Annotated in this window: 18 protein-coding genes and 2 pseudogenes; 7 read left to right on the top strand and 13 right to left on the bottom strand. The window is 66.0% G+C overall.

Going from position 1 to position 17,772, the window contains the following annotated elements; translation table 11 throughout:
• Positions 1-86: 86 nt before the first annotated feature.
• From yecR to BLV15_RS05705, 5 genes are all read right to left on the bottom strand, one after another.
• A complete protein-coding gene (gene yecR / locus BLV15_RS05685; RefSeq protein WP_090225433.1) occupies positions 87-557 on the bottom strand; it encodes a YecR family lipoprotein in 471 nt (156 codons plus the stop codon).
• Positions 558-811: 254 nt separating this feature from the next.
• On the bottom strand, positions 812-1,627 hold the full coding sequence (locus BLV15_RS05690) for an NYN domain-containing protein (protein WP_090227347.1): 816 nt from the start codon (positions 1,625-1,627) through the stop codon (positions 812-814).
• A gap of 166 nt (positions 1,628-1,793) precedes the next feature.
• Positions 1,794-2,228, bottom strand: a complete 435-nt coding sequence (locus tag BLV15_RS05695) for a hypothetical protein (protein WP_139210690.1) — start codon at positions 2,226-2,228, stop codon at positions 1,794-1,796.
• Positions 2,225-2,902, bottom strand: coding sequence for a hypothetical protein (locus tag BLV15_RS05700; protein WP_090225436.1), 678 nt, complete (start codon positions 2,900-2,902; stop codon positions 2,225-2,227). Before BLV15_RS05700 ends, BLV15_RS05695 begins: the two co-directional genes overlap by 4 nt.
• 25 nt (positions 2,903-2,927) lie before the next feature.
• Entirely contained in the window at positions 2,928-3,440 is a 513-nt protein-coding gene (locus BLV15_RS05705) for a PAAR domain-containing protein (protein WP_090225437.1), read from the bottom strand.
• Between the two features lie 324 nt (positions 3,441-3,764).
• Between BLV15_RS05705 and BLV15_RS05710 the strand changes: the two genes are divergently transcribed.
• The 4 genes and pseudogenes from BLV15_RS05710 (at position 3,765) to BLV15_RS05720 (ending at position 7,576) form a co-directional block, all read left to right on the top strand.
• Positions 3,765-4,529, top strand: coding sequence for a hypothetical protein (locus BLV15_RS05710; RefSeq protein ID WP_245728144.1), 765 nt, complete (start codon positions 3,765-3,767; stop codon positions 4,527-4,529).
• 256 nt (positions 4,530-4,785) lie between these two features.
• Positions 4,786-5,817, top strand: a pseudogene (locus BLV15_RS22460) (HAMP domain-containing protein); the annotation flags it as partial.
• Between the two features lie 312 nt (positions 5,818-6,129).
• A pseudogene (locus BLV15_RS22465) lies at positions 6,130-6,678 on the top strand (methyl-accepting chemotaxis protein); the annotation flags it as partial.
• Positions 6,679-6,946: 268 nt separating this feature from the next.
• A complete protein-coding gene (locus BLV15_RS05720) occupies positions 6,947-7,576 on the top strand; it encodes a c-type cytochrome (protein WP_090225441.1) in 630 nt (209 codons plus the stop codon).
• Between the two features lie 56 nt (positions 7,577-7,632).
• Here BLV15_RS05720 and BLV15_RS05725 read toward each other — a convergent pair whose 3' ends face one another.
• Complete coding sequence (locus BLV15_RS05725) at positions 7,633-7,974, bottom strand: zinc ribbon domain-containing protein YjdM (protein WP_090225443.1); 342 nt, start codon at positions 7,972-7,974, stop codon at positions 7,633-7,635.
• 106 nt (positions 7,975-8,080) lie between these two features.
• Positions 8,081-9,004 carry a LysR family transcriptional regulator gene (locus BLV15_RS05730; RefSeq protein WP_090225444.1) on the bottom strand — a complete coding sequence of 308 codons (924 nt, stop codon included), beginning with the start codon at positions 9,002-9,004 and terminating at the stop codon, positions 8,081-8,083.
• Between the two features lie 113 nt (positions 9,005-9,117).
• Between BLV15_RS05730 and BLV15_RS05735 the strand changes: the two genes are divergently transcribed.
• Entirely contained in the window at positions 9,118-9,873 is a 756-nt protein-coding gene (locus BLV15_RS05735) for a 3-oxoacyl-ACP reductase family protein (protein WP_090225446.1), read from the top strand.
• Position 9,874: 1 nt separating this feature from the next.
• Here the strand turns inward: BLV15_RS05735 and BLV15_RS05740 are convergent, their stop codons facing one another.
• Positions 9,875-10,732 (bottom strand): SDR family oxidoreductase, encoded by an 858-nt coding sequence (locus BLV15_RS05740; protein ID WP_090225448.1) that lies wholly within the window; start codon positions 10,730-10,732, stop codon positions 9,875-9,877.
• An 86-nt stretch (positions 10,733-10,818) separates the two neighbouring features.
• On the opposite strand from BLV15_RS05740, the gene BLV15_RS05745 reads away from it, so the two are divergent.
• Positions 10,819-11,217 carry a winged helix-turn-helix transcriptional regulator gene (locus BLV15_RS05745; RefSeq protein WP_090225450.1) on the top strand — a complete coding sequence of 133 codons (399 nt, stop codon included), beginning with the start codon at positions 10,819-10,821 and terminating at the stop codon, positions 11,215-11,217.
• Between the two features lie 6 nt (positions 11,218-11,223).
• Here BLV15_RS05745 and BLV15_RS05750 read toward each other — a convergent pair whose 3' ends face one another.
• The 3 genes from BLV15_RS05750 to BLV15_RS05760 all read right to left on the bottom strand — a co-directional run bounded on the left by BLV15_RS05750 (position 11,224) and on the right by BLV15_RS05760 (position 13,595).
• Positions 11,224-11,715: an LEA/WHy family protein gene (locus tag BLV15_RS05750; RefSeq protein ID WP_090225451.1), complete on the bottom strand. Its 492-nt coding sequence runs from the start codon at positions 11,713-11,715 to the stop codon at positions 11,224-11,226.
• 104 nt (positions 11,716-11,819) lie between these two features.
• The gene (locus tag BLV15_RS05755) at positions 11,820-12,575 is read right to left on the bottom strand and encodes a COG4705 family protein (RefSeq protein ID WP_090225453.1); all 756 of its coding nucleotides are present in this window, start codon (positions 12,573-12,575) and stop codon (positions 11,820-11,822) included.
• Between the two features lie 333 nt (positions 12,576-12,908).
• Positions 12,909-13,595, bottom strand: coding sequence for a hypothetical protein (locus BLV15_RS05760; RefSeq protein ID WP_090225454.1), 687 nt, complete (start codon positions 13,593-13,595; stop codon positions 12,909-12,911).
• Positions 13,596-13,804: 209 nt separating this feature from the next.
• On the opposite strand from BLV15_RS05760, the gene BLV15_RS05765 reads away from it, so the two are divergent.
• Complete coding sequence (locus BLV15_RS05765; RefSeq protein WP_175534303.1) at positions 13,805-14,863, top strand: YeiH family protein; 1,059 nt, start codon at positions 13,805-13,807, stop codon at positions 14,861-14,863.
• A 34-nt stretch (positions 14,864-14,897) separates the two neighbouring features.
• On the opposite strand, the gene BLV15_RS05770 is transcribed toward BLV15_RS05765, so the two are convergent.
• Both BLV15_RS05770 and BLV15_RS05775 read right to left on the bottom strand, forming a co-directional pair.
• The gene (locus tag BLV15_RS05770) at positions 14,898-16,625 is read right to left on the bottom strand and encodes a cobaltochelatase CobT-related protein (protein WP_090225456.1); all 1,728 of its coding nucleotides are present in this window, start codon (positions 16,623-16,625) and stop codon (positions 14,898-14,900) included.
• A complete protein-coding gene (locus tag BLV15_RS05775; protein ID WP_090225458.1) occupies positions 16,622-17,587 on the bottom strand; it encodes an AAA family ATPase in 966 nt (321 codons plus the stop codon). Before BLV15_RS05775 ends, BLV15_RS05770 begins: the two co-directional genes overlap by 4 nt.
• Positions 17,588-17,772 lie beyond the last annotated feature (185 nt).

Raw genomic sequence — 17,772 nt, forward strand, 5'->3', positions numbered from 1 at the left:
GGCCAGTCGAGAGACTGGCCTTTTTCGTTTGATAGCGATGGGTGTCGCTACGCTCGACCCATCCTACGGCTCACATTTTTGAAAAGTTACTCCGCTTGGATCGCATTGAACTGGCGCATGTATTCGTCGTAAGGAAGGTTCTGGTTCAGCAGGGCCTTTAGGCGAGAGTCCTTGTACTGCTGCTTGCTCATTAAACCGTTGGCCGCTCCCGGGCCAGGAGCCGACACCGGAGCTGCTGCAGTATCGAGATTACCGAGGCACTGATACTTAACAATCACCTGACCTGCGATACAGTCGCCAAAACCATTGCGAGCAAAGCAGTTTTGGGTTTTTCCACCGAATGCCTCTGCGTCGCTGTACCCCCAAACTGCACATTTGGACTTGGCGACCCCGTATGCCTGCTGCAGGCTCACGACTGGCTTCTCGAATTGCTTGAAGTCGTAGGCCATGTCAATGCTTCCATCGGCCCGGCTTCCGCCCGTTGCATAGAAGTCTTTTTTTACTGCACAGCCTGATGCCAGAAACATGAAGAATATGATGGAAAGAGCCTTGGCCATGGAGAAATCCTTTTCAGATGATGGGGGCTGATAATATCAGCAGGCCATCACGCTAGCATCCGATGACAAGGTTTCAAACAGGCTCGTTTGCTTCCCTTTGCCTTCCATGTTTCGCCAGCTTCGTAGGATGGGGCGAACGAAGCGGTCTCCATCACTCCACTTTTCGAACTAAATCCTTGCCGTGCTCGGTGGGACTTTTCGTCTCGTCCGTTTGTAATGGATAAAGCGAGTGGATCGGCCATCCATCGTCAGTGCTATTTGCTCTTCCGATTTCGCACATACAGTGACTTTCCTCCCGTAGCCGTTGCTCCGCGTTCTTCCAGTTCAAACTGGGCGCTGTAATGGCGTATCAGGTCGCTGAGCTTGGAGTAGCCGTATAACCTCACATCGAAGTCCGATTGCAGTTTGGTGATGTTCTGGCCGAGGGCGCCGAGATGGCTCCAGCCGTCTTCGTCTGAGATGTCTTCGATGGCTTTGGTGATCAGGGCGACCGGGGTTTTCTGCTTGACCGGTTTGGGTGGTGGTGGCGTAACCACCTTTGTTCCAGCGGGGATTGGAGACTCCTCTCTTTCCGGTATGTTGAAAGCCGCTTGGGTTTTAGTCGCTTCCGTTTCCGCTCTAAGAATTTCCGTATAGATGAACTTGTCGCAAGCAGACACGAACGGTTTGGGCGTCTTTTGCTCGCCAAAGCCATATACGGTCAGCCCTTCCTCTCGCAACCGCACCGCAAGGCGGGTGAAGTCGCTGTCGCTGGAGACCAGGCAGAAGCCATCGAAGCGTCCGGTGTAGAGAAGGTCCATGGCGTCGATGATCAGCGAGCTGTCGGTGGCGTTCTTACCGGTGGTATAGGCGAACTGCTGCATCGGCTGGATGGAATAGTCGAGCAGCGTTTTCTTCCAGCCGCCGAGTTGCGGGCTGGTCCAGTCACCGTAGATACGTTTAACGCTGGCGATGCCGTACTTGGCAATTTCCTCGAACAGGCCTTCGACGATGGCGGCGGGTGCGTTGTCAGCGTCGATGAGCACGGCGAGATGCTTCTGTTGGCGTGTTGGCGCTGCTTTGCTGGCCATCATGGGTCCTTTCGCAGAGTGATGGCCGACCATACTGCGCCACGCATACGATTAGCCATTTTTTCAGGCAAGGGCGCGTGAAGCGCGGCGTACTGATGGTGACCAGGGAAGGAAAAGGCCAGTCGAGCGACTGGCCTTTTCGTTTGCGTGCGCTGTGGGGCCGGGCTCAGTCGACCCACTCCAGAACCATCTGCTCCAGTTCCTCGCGAGTGACCTGGCGGGCCTTGAGGATGCGTATCAGGTCTTCCTTGCTCAGCGGATAATCAGCGAGCAGCCCCTTCAGGTCATCGGTTTCCACGGCAAAAAGCTGCAGCGGTGGAGCAGACTCGTCGGGCGCGAGACGCTCCATCGAAAGTCGGCCGTTGACCATCACCTGGAGCGCGTAAATTTCGGGGCCTTCTTCCAGTGCGTACTGATGGTAGAGCACTGTTTCTGAGGGCAGCAGGTAGTACGGCTGGCCGAGTGGGGTAGAGATCAGCGCGGGCTCTTTCAGGCGAAAGGCGGAGGTTTTATCCATGGCGGGGGCTCTCAGTTGAGTGATCGCGAGGGTGAGGGCTGCGGCAGATAACGCGGCGGCCAGATGAGTGATACCTGCTTTCATTGCCTGCTCCCGTAGGTGTCGATCCTTTCGGCTGGCAGGCGTTTGTTGGCCGCGAGCATCGCGCGCAGGTCTTCGGGCATGAACAGCTGTGCCGGCCAGCCGCTGACTCGTGCTGCGGCACGCTCCACCAGGCTCATTCCGCGTCCCTGATTGTGCCTGGCCGTTTCCTGCTCCAACTGCGGCAGCGCCAAGCGCGCGCCGGCCATGGATAGGGTCACGCAGTTGTTGTTCAGCGCATGATAATCGTCCTGCAGGCGGTACTCGGCCATGTACTTGCCGGATGCCCGCAGAGGCTTGCGCCCAGCCAGCAGCGCATCGAAGTGAAGGTTGATCGCCCGTGCCTTCGCTTCGGGTACCGGATAGTGGAAGCCGGCAGTAACGCGCTTGTAGCTGTTCTGGCTGGCGATGTAGCGAGAGAAGTCACTCCATACCCTCAGGCGACCTTCGCCGGTCGGGCCTTTCTCACCCGCATATCTACCGAAATCGTAAACATGATCGGTGCCCTCGGTCGTCACCCGCAGTGCGACGTGACCGTAGGTGTGCTCCTCTCCCTGCGCGTCGGTATAGGGGCCGCCGATCAGCACTTCCAGTGACGCCGGCTTGACGACGATGGGCGTATGGGCGCCGGTTTTGACTGCCAGGCCGCTTCTGGCCTGGCCGTTGGTACTGTCCATGTTCGTGACGTCCTTGTTGGGTAGCTCAGACGCTGCGGGTGATGCCCAGGCGCGGGAACTGCAGGGTGCAGCCGCCGCGCCTGACGCCGTCCAGGCGCGCATGGCCGTTCGCATCCAGAGCGCCCTGGTGGGTGGCGCCGGCACTGTCGGTTAGCACGTAGGCTTCGTCGGCGTAGGCGCTGCCGTGAATGTCGTGCAGGTCGAAGCTGACCCAGGTCGGCGTGTCGCGCAGGTGATTGAGGAACGACACCGGCGCGAAGCTGGCGCCGCCGCCCACCAGCACGTTCCCCGAGCCGGAAACGATCGCGCCGCCGTGCGCGGTGGCGCTGCCGAGGTAGGCGATCGGCTTGCCGTTGACGTAGATGCCCGGCATGCCGGTGCTGATCGCGTCGCCGCAGCCGGTGGGGTCGCCGATCCGCGCGGCGGGCAGGTGGTTGATCAGTACATCGGGGGAGCCGGCGCTGATCGGGTTGGGCCCGTGCCCGGGCTTTGGGCAGGCGTCGGTATCGGAAACGCGTGCGGCGGGTTTTCCTGACATGGCGAGCTCCTTGTCTGTCGATACGGCGTTTGCCGCGATCGCCCCGATCCCTGGGGCCTGGTCAAGTTGCCAGCTTTGCGGGCTCCGGGCCTGATCCAAGTCAGGCCGTGGGAACACGCGCGGCGTGCGATGCGACGGGCTTCACGATTGCGCATGGGGGCAGGCGACGTCGCAGACACATGGCGCGCCGCGCCTGGCGCCCCGACGGCGAAGTTGCCTTGCGAGCGGCATTGCGGCACTTCTATTGCTTGTGTCCGTCACATCAGCACAACCTGGGTGCGCTTTACTCATGCGCGCCCTTCGATGATCTAAGGACCAGATCCGATGTACCTGTCTTTTCGCGACCTTGTCGCCCGTCTGCCTCGTGCGCTGCCCGTGCGCGCGGGTTGGTTGCTGCTAGCGCTGCTGGCGCTGACGGGCGGCTGCGCCCGGCATCAGGACCACCAGGCGTTCGTCGGCAACAAGAGCCCGGTCAAGCCCAGCGAGTTCTTCCAGACCCATTCCGACCGCCTGGCCACGATCGCCATGCGCAACAACCTGAACAGCCTCTACCAGTTGCTCGACAAGCTCTACCGGCGTAACCCGCGGGAATGGCGCAAGACCGGCCTGCCGAGCATCGAGGCGGCGGAGAAACGGGTGCAGATGGGCATCGAGAAGGACCAGCCGCTGGCTTCGCTCGGCGGGCGCAAGGACGTGGCGGCGCTCAGCTATGCGCTGAGCAACGAGTTTCAGGGCGACCGCGTCGGCGCTTTCATCTACGCCGTCGGCAGCATGCTGATCACCGCCCACGGCGGCAGCACCGAGTTCTACCTCACCGACTCGCTGAACGCGCAGTTCATCAACAACGCCGCGCGCAACATCGAGAAGGCCACCTGGATGCTGACCAGCAGGCGCGACCTTCAGGGCAATCCCTGGCTGCTGTCCAACGAGATTTCCGCCGACGCGCGCAACCTCAGCTTCGCCGTGGAATTCGGCAAGATCGTCGCGCGACTGGACCTGCTCAGCGACGTGCTCGATGAGCGCTACCGGCGCATCGGCGTCAATTACGCCCAGGGCCTGCTGTTCCTCAACTTCCTGCCGGTGCAGTAGCGCGTGCCGCCTTTGCGGCCAGCAACTACGCTGATGTTGGCCCTGATTGCCTGCCCTCATCAAAAGCCGCGGCGGGCCGATACCCTCGACCAGAACGCGGCGTCCCCGCCGTCCCCGTAGCGTTTGGCCCCCCGGAAGGCTGCCCAGCATGAACGCACTGCATACCATCAAGGCTCGCTACACCCTGACTTTCGTCGTCTTCATCGTTCTGCTGGTGATCGCCACGGTGCTCGGCATCCGCCGGTTCGTCACGCCGATGCTGGTGGATGCCGGCAAGCAGATCACCCTGGCGCAGGTCGGCGAGATCGGCTCGCGGATCAAGCTGGAGCTGGCCCAGGTCCAGGCTCAGTCGCGCAGCATCACGCAGACCATCCCGCTGCTCGACAGCGACACGATCGACCGCGTGCTGCCCGGGCTGGTCGACCAGTACGGCGACGCCAAGGTGTTCGGCGGCGGCATCTGGCCGCTGCCGGACAAACGCACGCCGGGGCGCGCCAAGCACAGCACGTTCTACCACCGCGATGCCTCGGGAAAGCTGACGCTCAACGAGCACTGGAACTCCGCCGAATCGCTCAACTACTTCGAGCAGCCCTGGCACCGCGCCGGCATGCAGGCCCCGCGCGGTCATTGCGCGTGGGCCGCGGCCTACCAGGACGAAGCCAGCGCCGAACCGCGCACCAACTGCGCGATGACCATCTACAAGGACGGCGAGCCCTACGGCGTGTCCACCATCGACCTGACGCTGGGCTTCTTCAACGCGCTGGTGGCGCAGAAGGAGAAGGACATCCAGGGCGAGGTCATGGTGGTCGAGGCCGACGGCAAGATCCTCAGCAACCAGCCGGAGATCAGCGGCAACATCGTGCTGAAGAACGTCTCCGACCTGGCCGCGCAGTCGCCCTTCATCGCCGCCGTTCAGGCGGCGCTGAAGGTGCCGAACCGTGCCGAGCGCTATGAAAGCGAGTACGAAAGCGCCGGCGGCGAAGACTTCACCTTCTTCCTTTCGCTCATCGAGGGCACGCCCTGGCTGCTGGCCGCGGCGTTGCCGACCAGCCACCTGACGGCCAAGAGCGACACCGTGCTGAAGACCCTCAGCTGGCTGCAGATTCCCATGGTGATCGTGCTGCTGCTGCTGATGCTGTTCGCCCTCGGCCAGTTGATGGGTCGCCTGGGGGTGCTCAAGGCGAACATCGACTCGCTCTCCGCCGGCGACGCCGACCTGACCCGGCGCATCGCCCTCAAGGGCCACGACGAGGTCGACGACGTGGGTGTGTCGGTCAACCGCTTCATCGAGTACCTGCAGAACATGATGGTCGACGTGAGCAAGGCGACAACCCAGATCGCCAGCGAGATCGGCCACCTCAAGCAGCTGTCGCAGCAGACCAACCTGGCGCTGTCGCGGCACGCGTCGGAGACCGATCAGGCGGTGACGGCGATCACCGAGATGAGCTCCACCGCCGACTCGGTGGCGCAGAGCGCCACGGAAACCGCCAGCTTCACCCAGCGCGCCAACATGAACGCACAGAGCACCCGCGAGGTGGTGGAAGACGCCGCGGGCAGCGTGCGTGCGCTGGTCGACGAGGTGGACGCCGCCACCGCCAAGGTGCAGGCCATGCAGGACGATGCGCAGCGCATCAACACCGTGCTCGGCGTGATCGGCGAGATCGCCGGGCAGACCAACCTGCTGGCCCTCAACGCGGCCATCGAGGCGGCCCGCGCCGGCGAGCAGGGCCGCGGTTTCGCCGTGGTCGCCGATGAGGTCCGCGCGCTGGCCGGGCGCACCCAGCAGAGCACCTCGGAGATCAACGACATGCTCACGCGCCTGCAGCAGGGCGTCAGTTCCGCGGTCAGCGCCATGGAGAAGACCAAGTCCAGCTGCCAGGCGACGGCCGACAACACCGCCCGGGTTACCCAGGGGCTCGACGAGATGGTCACCTCGGTGGTGCACATCACCGACCTCAGCACGCAGATCGCCACCGCCGCCGAGGAGCAGAGCGCGGTGTCCGAGGAGATCAACAAGAACATGGTGGCGGTGCGCGAACTGGTCGAGGAACTGGTCGGCAGCGGCGTCAGCGTCGACCGCAGCACCGAAGGGCTGATGAGTTCCAACCAGCGGCTGATCGCGCTGGTGCAGCGCTTCAGGGTGCACTGAGAACCTGTCCGGGATCGGGCGCCTTCTCATTTCACAACGCGAAAACGTCGCCTCCTCGGGTGTTCGCCTTGCCTGGCGTTGTCGCCGGATCGTGAACAGATTCCGATACCCGGAATTCCGTCTCGCTGCGCAGGGCCGGTCGGCGCGGAGTGCGTCTCGCGCGTTCGCATCGGCGCTTTCCTTGACGTGCGTCCGCCAGTGTCGCGATGCCGCGCGGCATAGTCGGCGGCGACGCGGGCCACCGGCCCGCGGTAAAGGACGACTCTCGATGCGTATTCCGTTTCTCCTGCTGATCAGCCTGCTGGCCTTCGGCGCGCACGCCGACGACGAAGACGCGATGGCGCGCTTCAACTACCTGATGGGCGACGCCACGCTGCGCCAGAAGGCCTACGAGGCCGGCCAGGAGCGCATCGTCCTGTGCGGGCATTGCCACGGCAAGGATGGCAACAGCAAGCGCGACTACATCCCCAACCTGGCGGCGCAGAATCCGCTGTACCTGTTCCGCTCGTTCGAGAAGTTCGCCGACGGCGAACGCAACAACTACGTCATGTCGAGCCTGGCGAAATCGCTGAGCCTGGAGGAGCGCGTCGACATCGCCATCTACTTCAGTCAGCAGAAGGTCGTGCCGTTGCCGGCGGTTGGCGACGCAGCGCAGCGCGCGCACGGCAAGGCGCTGTTCGACAGCGTCTGCCATGCCTGTCACGGTCCCCGTGGCGAAGGCCAGGAAAAGGCCCCGCGGCTGGCCGGGCAGTCGGCGGAATACGTGCGCCTGGCGCTGACCCGCTACCACGACAAGGACCCGCGCCGCGCGTTGTCGGTGATGTACTCGGTGGCCGCCGGCCTGACGCCGGATGACATCGAAGGCGTCGCCGCCTACGTCCAGCAACTGACGCCCTGAGCGTCAGCGCAAAAAAAAGCCCGGCATTGGCCGGGCTTTTTCGTGTCCGAGTCGCATCAGACCTTGCGGACGAATTCCGACTTGAGCTTCATCGCGCCGATGCCGTCGATCTTGCAGTCGATGTCGTGGTCGCCGTCGACCAGGCGGATGCCCTTGACCTTGGTGCCGACCTTGACCACCAGCGAGGAGCCCTTGACCTTGAGGTCCTTGATCACGCTGACGGTGTCGCCGTCCTGCAGCACGTTGCCGACCGAATCCTTGATCACCTTCGCGTCCTCGCCGGGTGCGGCTTCGGCGCTGGCCGACCATTCGTGGGCGCACTCCGGGCACACCAGCATGGCGCCGTCTTCATAGGTGTATTCGGAATTGCACTGGGGGCAGGCTGGCAGGGTGCTCACGGGAGACTCCTCGGTCGGAAAGCGAAAGGCCGCGGATTGTATAGGGTTTTGTCTTCCTTGGCCCGCGCGTGGCCACTCCGTGGCGGCGATCACGGCCCCGGCCGCTCTAGATCGCGGACAGGCGCGTGGCCAGGTCGTGCTGGCGGAAATGCTCGACGACGAAGTCGATGAACGCCCGCGTCTTCGCCGGCAGGATGCGCTGCGCCGGGAAGTAGAGACTCAGTGCGCCGCCGTCCACGTACCACTCCGGCAGCACGCGGCGCAGGCGGCCGTCGTTCAGGTACGCCGCCGCGTGCGGCAGGCTGACCAGCGCCACTCCGTAACCCAGGCTGGCGGCCTGGCACGCGGCGCCCGGGTCGCTCAGGGTCATGCGCGGCTTCAGCGTGACCGGCGCCTGCTGGTTGTCGCGTGTGCGCAGCGGCCAGGTACGGATGCGCCCGGTCTGTGGCGAGCGGATCAGGATGCCGTCCAGCGCCGCCAGGTCCTGCGGATGCCGTGGCTCGGCACCGCCGGCGAAGTAGTCCGGCGCGGCCACCAGCACGCGATGCGCCGGGGCGAGCTCGCGGGCGATCACGCCGGGCGGCAGCTCGAAGCCGCCGCCGATGGCGGCGTCGAAGCCCTGGCCGATGAGGTCGACCTGACGATTGTCGAAATGCCAGTCCGGTTCGATGGCCGGGTAGCGGGCGAGAAACTCGCCCAGCAGCGGCACCATGTAGTCGATGGCGAACGCCAGCCCCATGCTGACCTTCAGCGTGCCGGAGGGCTGCCCGGCGCTGTTGCCAAGATTGGCCAGCGCGCTCTTGATGCTGGCCAGGCCCTCGCTGACCTCGCCGAGGAAGCGCTCGCCGTCCTCGGTGAGGCTCAACCTCCGCGTGCTGCGCTGGAACAGCCGCACGCCCATGCTCGCTTCCAGCCGGGCGACGTTCTTGCCCACCGCTGCGGGCGTCAATCCAAGGCGCCGCGCGGCTTCGGCGAAGCTGCCGGCCTCCGCGCTGCGGACGAAGCAATCGATGGCGTTGAGCGTTTCCATGGGCGCCTACGTAAACCGTTGGTTCATTCAGCGTATAGGGATTGCCGGCTAATCGGTATCGATTGAGCGGTAGATACTGGACCTCTCTTTCACCGAACACCCAGGAGACACCCATGAGCACATTCGGTAGCAACACCCTTGGCGGCAAGATTGCCCTGGTCCAGGGCGGTTCGCGCGGCATCGGCGCCGCCATCGTCGAGCGCCTGGCCGCGGAAGGCGCGGCGGTCGCCTTCACCTACGTCAGCTCGGCGCAGAAAGCCGATGAACTGGCCGCGGCGATCCAGGCGAAAGGCGGCAAGGCCCTGGCGATTCGCGCCGACAGCGCCGACGAGCAGGCGGTACGCGCGGCGGTCGCCGCCACCGTGAAGGCCTTTGGCAGGCTCGACATCCTGGTCAACAACGCCGGCGTGCTGGCGCTGGGTCAACTGGACGAACTGAGCCTGGAGGACTTCGATCGCACCGTGGCGATCAACGTGCGCAGCGTCTTCGTCGCCACCCAGGAAGCCGCGCGGCACATGGGCGAGGGCGGCCGCATCATCAGTATCGGCAGCACCAACGCCGAGCGCATGCCGTTCGCCGGCGGCGCCGCGTACGCCATGAGCAAGGCCGCGCTGGTCGGCCTGACCCGCGGCCTGGCGCGCGACCTCGGTCCGCGCGGCATCACCATCAACAATGTCCAGCCGGGCCCGGTGGACACCGACATGAACCCCGATGACGGCGACTTCGCGGACACCCTGAAAGGCCTGATGGCGCTGCCGCGCTATGGCCGCGCCGAGGAAATCGCCAGCTTCGTCGCCTACCTCGCGGGGCCCGAAGCCGGCTACATCACCGGTGCCAGCCTGACCATCGACGGCGGTTTCGCCGCCTGAGTCAGCCGCGCAACTGCTGCGCCACCGCGTCCGCCAGCGTCAGCGTCGGCCGGCCGATGAGTCGGCCGAGCTGGCGGCCGTCGTCGAACAGCGCGCCACGGCTGGCTCCGGCGTCGGAATCGGCAAGCATCGCGGCCAGCCAGTCCGGCAGGCCGGCGCCCTGCAGCGCGGCCTGGTAGTCCGCCTGCGGCAGGTCCTGGTAGGGAATCGTCTTGCCCGTCTGGCGGGAGATTTCCGCGGCCAGCTCGGCAAGGCTGTAGGACGTGTCGCCGGCCAGTTCGTAGACGCGCCCGGCCTGCGCCTGCTCCGCGGTGAGCACGGCCACCGCCGCGGCGGCGTAGTCGGCGCGCCCGGCCGAGGCGATGCGGCCTTCGCCGGCGCAGCCATAGAGGGCGCCCAGTTGCAGCGCGGCGGGGATGCCCGCGGTGTAGTTCTCGCTGTACCAGCCGTTGCGCAGCAGCACGTACGGCACGCCGGAGTCGGCCAGTGCCGCTTCCGTCTCGCGGTGTTCGTCGGCCAGCCCGAGCGGCGAGCGGTCGGCGTGCAGCAGGCTGGTGTAGGCCAGCAGCTTGACCCCGGCGGTGCCTGCTGCGGCGATGGCGGCGCGGTGCTGCGGCGCGCGCTTGCCGACCTCGCTGGAGGAAATCAGCAGCACTTTCTCGGCACCGGCGAAGGCGCGCTCGAGGCTGGAAGGCTGGTCGTAGTCGGCCTGGCGCACCTGCACGCCGAGGGCGGCGAAGGCCTCGACCTTGGCCGGGTCGCGTACCGCGGCGACGACCTGTGCGGCGGGCAGTTTTTCCAGGAGGCCCTGGATGACGAGGCGGCCCAGTTGGCCGCTGGCTCCGGTGACGACGATCATGGTCTGGCTCCGTGTATCGGATAAGGAGCACGGAGCGTATTCTCTACGCTAACTTTTAGTAAGTACGCACGAGAAGGTAAGTGTCGATGGACTCATCCGAAGCCACCCTCGCCGCACAGATGGGCCGCGGCGCGCTGTTTTCCGAGGCGTGCCCGTCGCGTGACGTGCTGCGCCACGTGACCAGCCGCTGGGGCGTGCTGATCCTCGTCGCGCTGCTCGGCGGCACGCACCGCTTCGCCGACCTGCGGCGCAAGGTCAACGGCGTCAGCGAGAAGATGCTCGCGCAGACCCTGCAACTGCTCGAAGGCGACGGACTGCTGCTGCGCATCGCCTACCCGGTGTTGCCGCCGCACGTGGAGTATTCGCTGACGCCGCTGGGCGAGGAGCTGGCCGCCAAGGTCGAGGCGCTGGCCGACTGGATCGAGATCAACCTGCCGCGCATCCAGCAGGCGCAGCGTCAGGTCGCCGCCAGCGTGGCGGAGTGAATACCGTCAGGGGGCGGTCGGCGGCTCGGGCCAGGTCAGGGTGCCGCTGTCGCTGAAGCGCTGGGTGCCGAACAGCCCGCTGGCGAACTTGCCCTTGAGCCGATAGGGCAGCCCCTGGCCAAGCTGGTAAAGGCCCAGGCCCCAGGTCTGGCGCATCACCGAGAACGCCGAGATCGTCACCGGCACGCTGACCAGCGCCTCGCCGAAGCGCGGGATTTCGCCGCGCTGGTCGCTGACGCCGCTGGCCAGCGGCTGGCCGTTCACTTCCAGGTCCAGCGCCACGCCGTCGTAGTCGAGGGCGGCGTCGTTGGGGTTCTGCACGCGCAACTGCACGGCGAAGCGCATTTCCAGGCCCTGGCCGGGCAGCGGCTCGATCCCGGCCAGGTCGATGCGCAGCGGATCGCGCGGGGCCAGGCTGCTGCAGGCGGCGAGACTCGCCAACAGCAGCAGGAGGATGGGCAGGCGAATGGGGGCGAGTGACGCGTGACGGTGGCGCATGCGGGTGGTCCGGTCCGGGGAACATGTTCAGCAGACCGGAACCGGGACGGATTTGCTCATCCGGGCGGGCCCTGGCGGGAAGGTTTTCCGCCAGGGCGCGTCGGTCACAGCACGGGTAGCGGCGCCGCGCGCAGGCGCTTGCGCTGCACCTGGGTGGCGACGATCACCAGGCCCACCAGTATCGCGCCGAGGAAGGCCGAGGCGCCGACGGTGCCGAAGTCCAGCCCGCCTTTTTCCAGAGGCTTGGTGAGGAAGTCGCCCAGCGTGGCGCCGAACGGTCGGGTCAGCACGAAGGCCACCCAGAACAGCAGGACGGTGGAAATCCGCGTGCGGTAGTGCAGCACCGCGATGCCGGCGATCAGGCTGCCGATCAGCAGCGCGCCGCCGCCGAAGCCAAGGCCCGAGTCGTCCGCCAGGTAGTCGCCCAGCGCGGTGCCCAGGGTGTTGGAAAAGAGGATCGCGACCCAGTAGAACATCTCGCCCTTGAAACCACGGATACGATCCACCGCCAGCGTGCTGCCGCTGAGTTTCCACACCGCGAAGATCACCGCGAGAATCCCGATCAGCAGCGCCGAGCCGCTGGCGTAGCCGAGCCCGAGGGTGCGGTCCATGAAGTCCGACATCGTGGTGCCGGCGGTGCTGGTGGAGAGAATCACTGCCCAGTACAGCGGCGGGTTGTAGCGTTTGGAGGCGAGCTGAGCCACCAGGGTGACGAGGAACGCGCTGAGCAGGATCAGCGAACTCATGGCATAGCCGACATCGAGGGTCATCGACAGCAGGTCGCCAGCGGTTTCACCTAGCGTGGTGGCGCAGATCTTCATGATCCAGAAGGCGAGCGTGATCTGCGGGAGTTTGTTCATGGGGCGAATTCCGAAAGCGACAGGGGCGGCGGGGCCGACGATTGCAGTCGGCCGCCATGCAGGCTTTCGACGCGATCCCAGAATGCCGTTCGGAACATCAAGAATGGGTTAAAAAAACATCAATAGAATATGTGTTACAGGTTTTTTCTGCGGCACTGATAGCTAATTGAAAGGCTTCTGCGTTTACCATGCGCGCCCCGCATGGCTGCGCTGCAGTCGTGCCGGGCGACACGCCGTCACGAGCGTCGCGTTGTTCTCCCACTGACGTCATTTCCCTTGCGAAGCGACAGCGGTACCGCCACAAGCGGCACCGCGATTTCGCCTGTCCGCGAATCAGGCCGGCCCGCCGCCCAGTTGCTCGAGCCACTGCGCCAGCACGCGCCGGCGCCACCAGTCGCTGTTCTCGATCAGCTGGCGCACCCTTCGCTGTTCGTCGGGGTTGCCGGCGAACTGGCGCGGCGCCGGCAGCACCGGCATTTCCTTCAGCAACGCCGCGCAGGCGTGCTGGTAGTCGCTGGCGTCGAGGCCGAGCTGGCCGTCGGCTAGCAGTTCCAGGCCGCGCAGGCCGGCGTGGTTTTTGGGCAGCAGCGGCAGGCGGGGGCAGAGCCAGAAGAGGATCTGGCTACCGACCTCGCCGTTGCCTGGCTCGCCGAACAGGCCGGCCTCCAGCGATTCGATCAGGCGCCCGGGCGGTTCCGCCTCGGCGTTCTCCGTCAGCGCCACCCAGCGCGGCACCAGCTGTTCGCGGATGAAGGAGTCCAGGCGCGCGGCCAGTTCGTCCGCGCTCAGGCCCTGGTAATCCAGTGCCGCGCCGCTGAACAGGATGCGCAGGTAGGTCTTGTCGACCAGCGTACGGCCGGCGTTCTGCCAGGCGTAATCCGCTGCGTGCGCGAGGCTGCCGTGGAACAGCAGCAATAGCCCGTTATCGCTGCTGCGCGGGTCGTTGCCGGTGGCGCAGTCCGGGTTTGGATTTCGCCATCGCTGCAGCGCGACGGCGGTGGCTTGGGCGAGTCGATGCACGGGAATTGCCACGCGGGTTCTCACGGGTTGTCGGTGGGGCAGCCTGGAGGCCTGGGTGGCCGTCGCGGTAGGTCCAGTTGCCAGGGCGCGCGGGTGCCATTTCAAATCTGGCCCAGCCTGTGCGGTGATAGTGGTTCTAATGGTGCCAGTTTCGATTCTCTAGCATGCGCTTATGCATTTATGCCCAAGCAATGCAAGGAATCGGAATAATGAGTTCCAAAAACAACAATAATTCAGTGGCTGCCCTTCCGCCTACCGACAGTTGGCTCAGCCGGCGCCGGGAGCGTTTCCTGGAGGTCTCGCCCGGCCTGCTGGTGGCCGTCGTCGTCGCTGCCGGCGCGACCTTTCTGTCCGAGCACTACGGGGCGCCGGTGATGCTGATGGCCCTGCTGCTGGGCATGGCGCTGGGCTTCCTGCACGAGGAAGGCCGCGCGGTGGCGGGCATCAAGTTCACCTCCAGCACCATCTTGCGCATCGGCGTCGCGCTGCTGGGCATGCGCATCACCGTGGAACAGATCTTCTCCCTGGGCGGCACCCTGATGATGGTGGTGATCGGCGCGGTGCTGCTGACCATCGCGGTCGGCGTGGGGCTGTCGAAGCTGCTCGGCCTGGGGCGCGATTTCGGCGTGCTCAGCGGCGGCAGCGTCGGCATCTGCGGCGCTTCGGCGGCGTTGGCGATTTCGGCGGTGCTGCCGCAGGACAAGGACGCCGAGCGCAATACCATCTTCACCGTGATCAGCGTGACCGCGCTGAGCACGCTGGCGATGATCGTCTACCCGATCCTGGCCAAGAGCCTCGGCCTGGACGACCAGCAGGCCGGGGTGTTCCTCGGTGCGACCATCCACGACGTGGCGCAGGTGGTCGGTGCCGGCTACAGCATGTCCAACGAGACCGGCGACACCGCCACGGTGATCAAGCTGCTGCGGGTGGCGATGCTGGTGCCCATCGTGTTCTCCCTCTCGCTGCTGCTGCGTCGTCGCGACGGCGCGGCTGCGGGCGGCTCGAAGACGGCATTGCCGCTGCCGCTGTTCATCATCTTCTTCGTGGTTTTCGTCGGCCTGAACAGCAGCGGCGTGATGCCGGAGTGGTCGCAGAAGATGGCCATCGGCGTATCGAGCTGGTGCCTGGTCACGGCGATCGCCGCGCTGGGCATGAAGACCTCGATCAAGGCGCTGCTGGCGGTGGGCTGGCGACCGGCGACCTTGCTGGTGACGGAAACCCTGTTCCTCGCCGCGCTGATCCTTGTGATCCTCAAGTTCTTCGTCTGAACCGGCGCGGCCGTCCCGGGTGACGGCCGCGGCCTCAACGCCGCGCGCGGCCCCGGCCGAGCAGCCCGAGCACCTCGCCGAACAGCGCGTTCTCGACGCCCTGCTGCAGGTCCAGTTCGAGACTGTGGCGGTAGTAGGCGCTCAGGTCGAGGCCGACGCCCAGCGCGTACAGCTCGATTTCCCCTTCGTCCTCGATCTGCCGCGCCACCTGGCGCAGGTGTAGGTCGAGGATGTCCTCGCGGTTGGCCTGATGGGTGGCGCTGTCCATCGGGCAGCCGTCGCTGATGACGATCAGCAGGCGTCGCGGTTCGTTGCGCTGGCGCAGCCGCTGGCGTGCCCAGAGCAGTGCCTCGCCGTCCACGCCTTCGCGGAACAGGTCGGACTTGAGCAGCCCGGCGATGGCCGGGCGGGCGCGGCGCCAGGGCGTGTCGGCGTCCTTGTAGATCATGTGGCAGAGCTCGTTGAGGCGCCCCGGGTCGGCCGGCGAGCCCTGCCCGCGCCAGCGCTTGAACGGGCGGCCGCCGTTCCACTGGCCGGTGGTGAAACCGAGGATCTCGGTTTTCGCGCCGGCCAGCTCGAGCGCGCGGGACAGGCAGTCGACCAGCAGCGCCAGGCTTTCGATGTGCGTGCGCATCGAGCCCGAGTTGTCGATCAGGAAGGTCACCACGCACTCGCTGTGCGGGCGCAGCGGTTCGCGGCGGAACAGGTCGCGCTGGTTCGGGTTGGTCACCAGGCGGCTCAGCCGACCGCCGTCGAGGCGGCCTTCCTCCTGGGCGAATTCCCAGCCCTGCAGGCGAGGCGCGGCGAGCAGCGCGGACAACTGGCGCGCCAGCCGTTGCAGGTTCAGGCCCTGGCGGAGGATGCGCTGGTCGAGGCGTTGGCGCAGTTCCAGCAGCAGTTCGGCGCGTACCCGTTTGCCGACGACCTGCTCGACATCGTGGTCGCGGCTGAACACCCGGTAGCGGAAACCGTCCTGGGCGCCTGCACGGTCGTTGGCGCCCGCGATGCCGCCGCCGTCGCCGTCTTCGCCGCCGTCGTTTTCCAGCAGCAGGGCGAATGCCGCCAGGCTCTTTTCGCTGGCGGTGTCGCGGCGCTCGTCGGCGCTGCCCAGTTGCTGTTCGAGCTGATCGATCAGCGCGGCGATGCAGAAGGCGATGTTCAGCGCGTGGGTGGCGAAGGCGGCCTGGTCGTGGCGGGTCTTGCGCAGCAGGCCGAACTCCGCGCCGAACTGGCCGAGCAGGCCCATGCGTGGCGCTTCCAGCAGGTCCTGGATGCGCTCCGGCGTGTGCCCGTTGCAGAGCAGCCGCCAGCTCATCAGGGCGAGGGTGAAGAGCATCAGGCCGAGGTGGTTTTCCAGCTGGCCGGAGTCGATGAACTGCTCCGCCCACTGGCTGAAGCGGTGCATCAGGTTGTGGCGCACGCCCGGGAGCTGCTCGCTCACCAGCGCTTCGCAGCGCAACTGTTCGAGCAGGTCGAAGACCAGCCGCTCGATCGGCGAGGCCGGCATCCGGCTGCGGTGCAGGGCCCGATCGCTGTGACGCAGGCGCAGGGCGAGGCTGTCGGCGACACCGCGAAAGGAGCGGAAATCATCGCGGGCGAACTCCGGGTGCAGGTGTGGCGCGCGGATCGGGAAGGCCCGTCCGGCCAGTTCCAGGCGGTTGCCGCGATAGCGCAGGCGCGGGCTCGCGGCCAGCGCACGGAGCACCGCGGCGCAGAGTTCCTCGACCTGTTGCTGGCGCTTTTCCAGGCGCTGCGCGGTCACGAGGATTGCTGCCGCGCGTGGGATTCGGCCAGTTCGACGTCGAAGCAGCGCTGGTAGTACTCGGCCACCAGCGCGCGCTCGCTGTCGTCGCACTTGTTGAGGAAAGTCAGGCGGAAGGCGCGCGCCGTGTCGCCGAAGATCTCGACATTCTCCGCCCAGGAGATCACCGCGCGCGGCGACATCAGCGTGGACAGGTCGCCGGCGGCGAAGCCCTGGCGGGTGAGGTTGGCCAGCGCCACCATGCGCCCGATCAGCGCCGGATCGGTGCCCGGCGCCTGCCCGGTGACGATCGCCACTTCCTGTTCGGCGGGCAGGTAGTCCAGGCGGGCGACCACGTTCCAGCGGTCCAGCTGGGCCTGGTTGAGCACCTGGGCGCCGTGGTAGAGGCCGTTGAGGTTGCCCAGGCCGATGGTGTTGGCGGTGGCGAACAGGCGGAAGTACGGGTGCGGGGTGAGCACCTGGTTCTGATCCAGCAGGGTCAGCTTGCCGTCGCGTTCGAGCACGCGCTGGATGACGAACATCACGTCCGGACGGCCGGCATCGTATTCGTCGAAGATCAGCGCCATCGGCCGGCGCAGCGCCCAGGGCAGGATGCCTTCCTGGAATTCGGTGACCTGCTGGCCGTCGCGCAGGACGATGCCGTCCTTGCCGATCAGGTCCAGGCGGCTGACGTGTCCGTCGAGGTTGACGCGCATGCACGGCCAATTGAGGCGCGCGGCGACCTGTTCGATGTGCGTCGACTTGCCGGTGCCATGCAGGCCCTGCAGCAGCACCCGACGGTTGCGCATGAAGCCGGCGAGGATCGCCAGGGTGGCGTCCTGATCGAAACGGTAGGCGGGGTCGATGTCCGGCACCTGCGCATCGCGCTCGAGGAACACCGGCACCTGCAGGTCGGCGTCGATGCCGAACAGGTCGCGACAGGAAACCAGGCGGCTGGCGTGTTCGAAGTGCAGGTCGGTCATCGGGCGGGTCCGGGTCGAGTGGGGATAGCCGATTCTAGGCAGCGGGCGGCGCCGGCTCTGGCACCAGATGCCGCGCAATCGTGCGTCCAGTGACTGCAACTGGCCCCATTGCCGGGCCAGTTGTGGTTCTGGACCCAGCCCTGGCTCTTTTCCGACCATGCGAACCTGTAGACCCGAGCCGTATC

This window comes from Pseudomonas kuykendallii, assembly GCF_900106975.1.
GTDB classification, from domain to species: Bacteria; Pseudomonadota; Gammaproteobacteria; order Pseudomonadales; family Pseudomonadaceae; genus Pseudomonas_O; species Pseudomonas_O kuykendallii.

Coding starts and splice junctions, on each gene's coding strand:
- yecR (WP_090225433.1), bottom strand. CDS start 557: ATGGCCAAGGCTCTTTCCATCATATTCTTCATGTTTCTGGCATCAGGC.
- BLV15_RS05690 (WP_090227347.1), bottom strand. CDS start 1,627: ATGGCCAGCAAAGCAGCGCCAACACGCCAACAGAAGCATCTCGCCGTG.
- BLV15_RS05695 (WP_139210690.1), bottom strand. CDS start 2,228: ATGAAAGCAGGTATCACTCATCTGGCCGCCGCGTTATCTGCCGCAGCC.
- BLV15_RS05700 (WP_090225436.1), bottom strand. CDS start 2,902: ATGGACAGTACCAACGGCCAGGCCAGAAGCGGCCTGGCAGTCAAAACC.
- BLV15_RS05705 (WP_090225437.1), bottom strand. CDS start 3,440: ATGTCAGGAAAACCCGCCGCACGCGTTTCCGATACCGACGCCTGCCCA.
- BLV15_RS05710 (WP_245728144.1), top strand. CDS start 3,765: ATGTACCTGTCTTTTCGCGACCTTGTCGCCCGTCTGCCTCGTGCGCTG.
- BLV15_RS05720 (WP_090225441.1), top strand. CDS start 6,947: ATGCGTATTCCGTTTCTCCTGCTGATCAGCCTGCTGGCCTTCGGCGCG.
- BLV15_RS05730 (WP_090225444.1), bottom strand. CDS start 9,004: ATGGAAACGCTCAACGCCATCGATTGCTTCGTCCGCAGCGCGGAGGCC.
- BLV15_RS05735 (WP_090225446.1), top strand. CDS start 9,118: ATGAGCACATTCGGTAGCAACACCCTTGGCGGCAAGATTGCCCTGGTC.
- BLV15_RS05740 (WP_090225448.1), bottom strand. CDS start 10,732: ATGATCGTCGTCACCGGAGCCAGCGGCCAACTGGGCCGCCTCGTCATC.
- BLV15_RS05745 (WP_090225450.1), top strand. CDS start 10,819: ATGGACTCATCCGAAGCCACCCTCGCCGCACAGATGGGCCGCGGCGCG.
- BLV15_RS05750 (WP_090225451.1), bottom strand. CDS start 11,715: ATGCGCCACCGTCACGCGTCACTCGCCCCCATTCGCCTGCCCATCCTC.
- BLV15_RS05755 (WP_090225453.1), bottom strand. CDS start 12,575: ATGAACAAACTCCCGCAGATCACGCTCGCCTTCTGGATCATGAAGATC.
- BLV15_RS05765 (WP_175534303.1), top strand. CDS start 13,805: ATGAGTTCCAAAAACAACAATAATTCAGTGGCTGCCCTTCCGCCTACC.
- BLV15_RS05775 (WP_090225458.1), bottom strand. CDS start 17,587: ATGACCGACCTGCACTTCGAACACGCCAGCCGCCTGGTTTCCTGTCGC.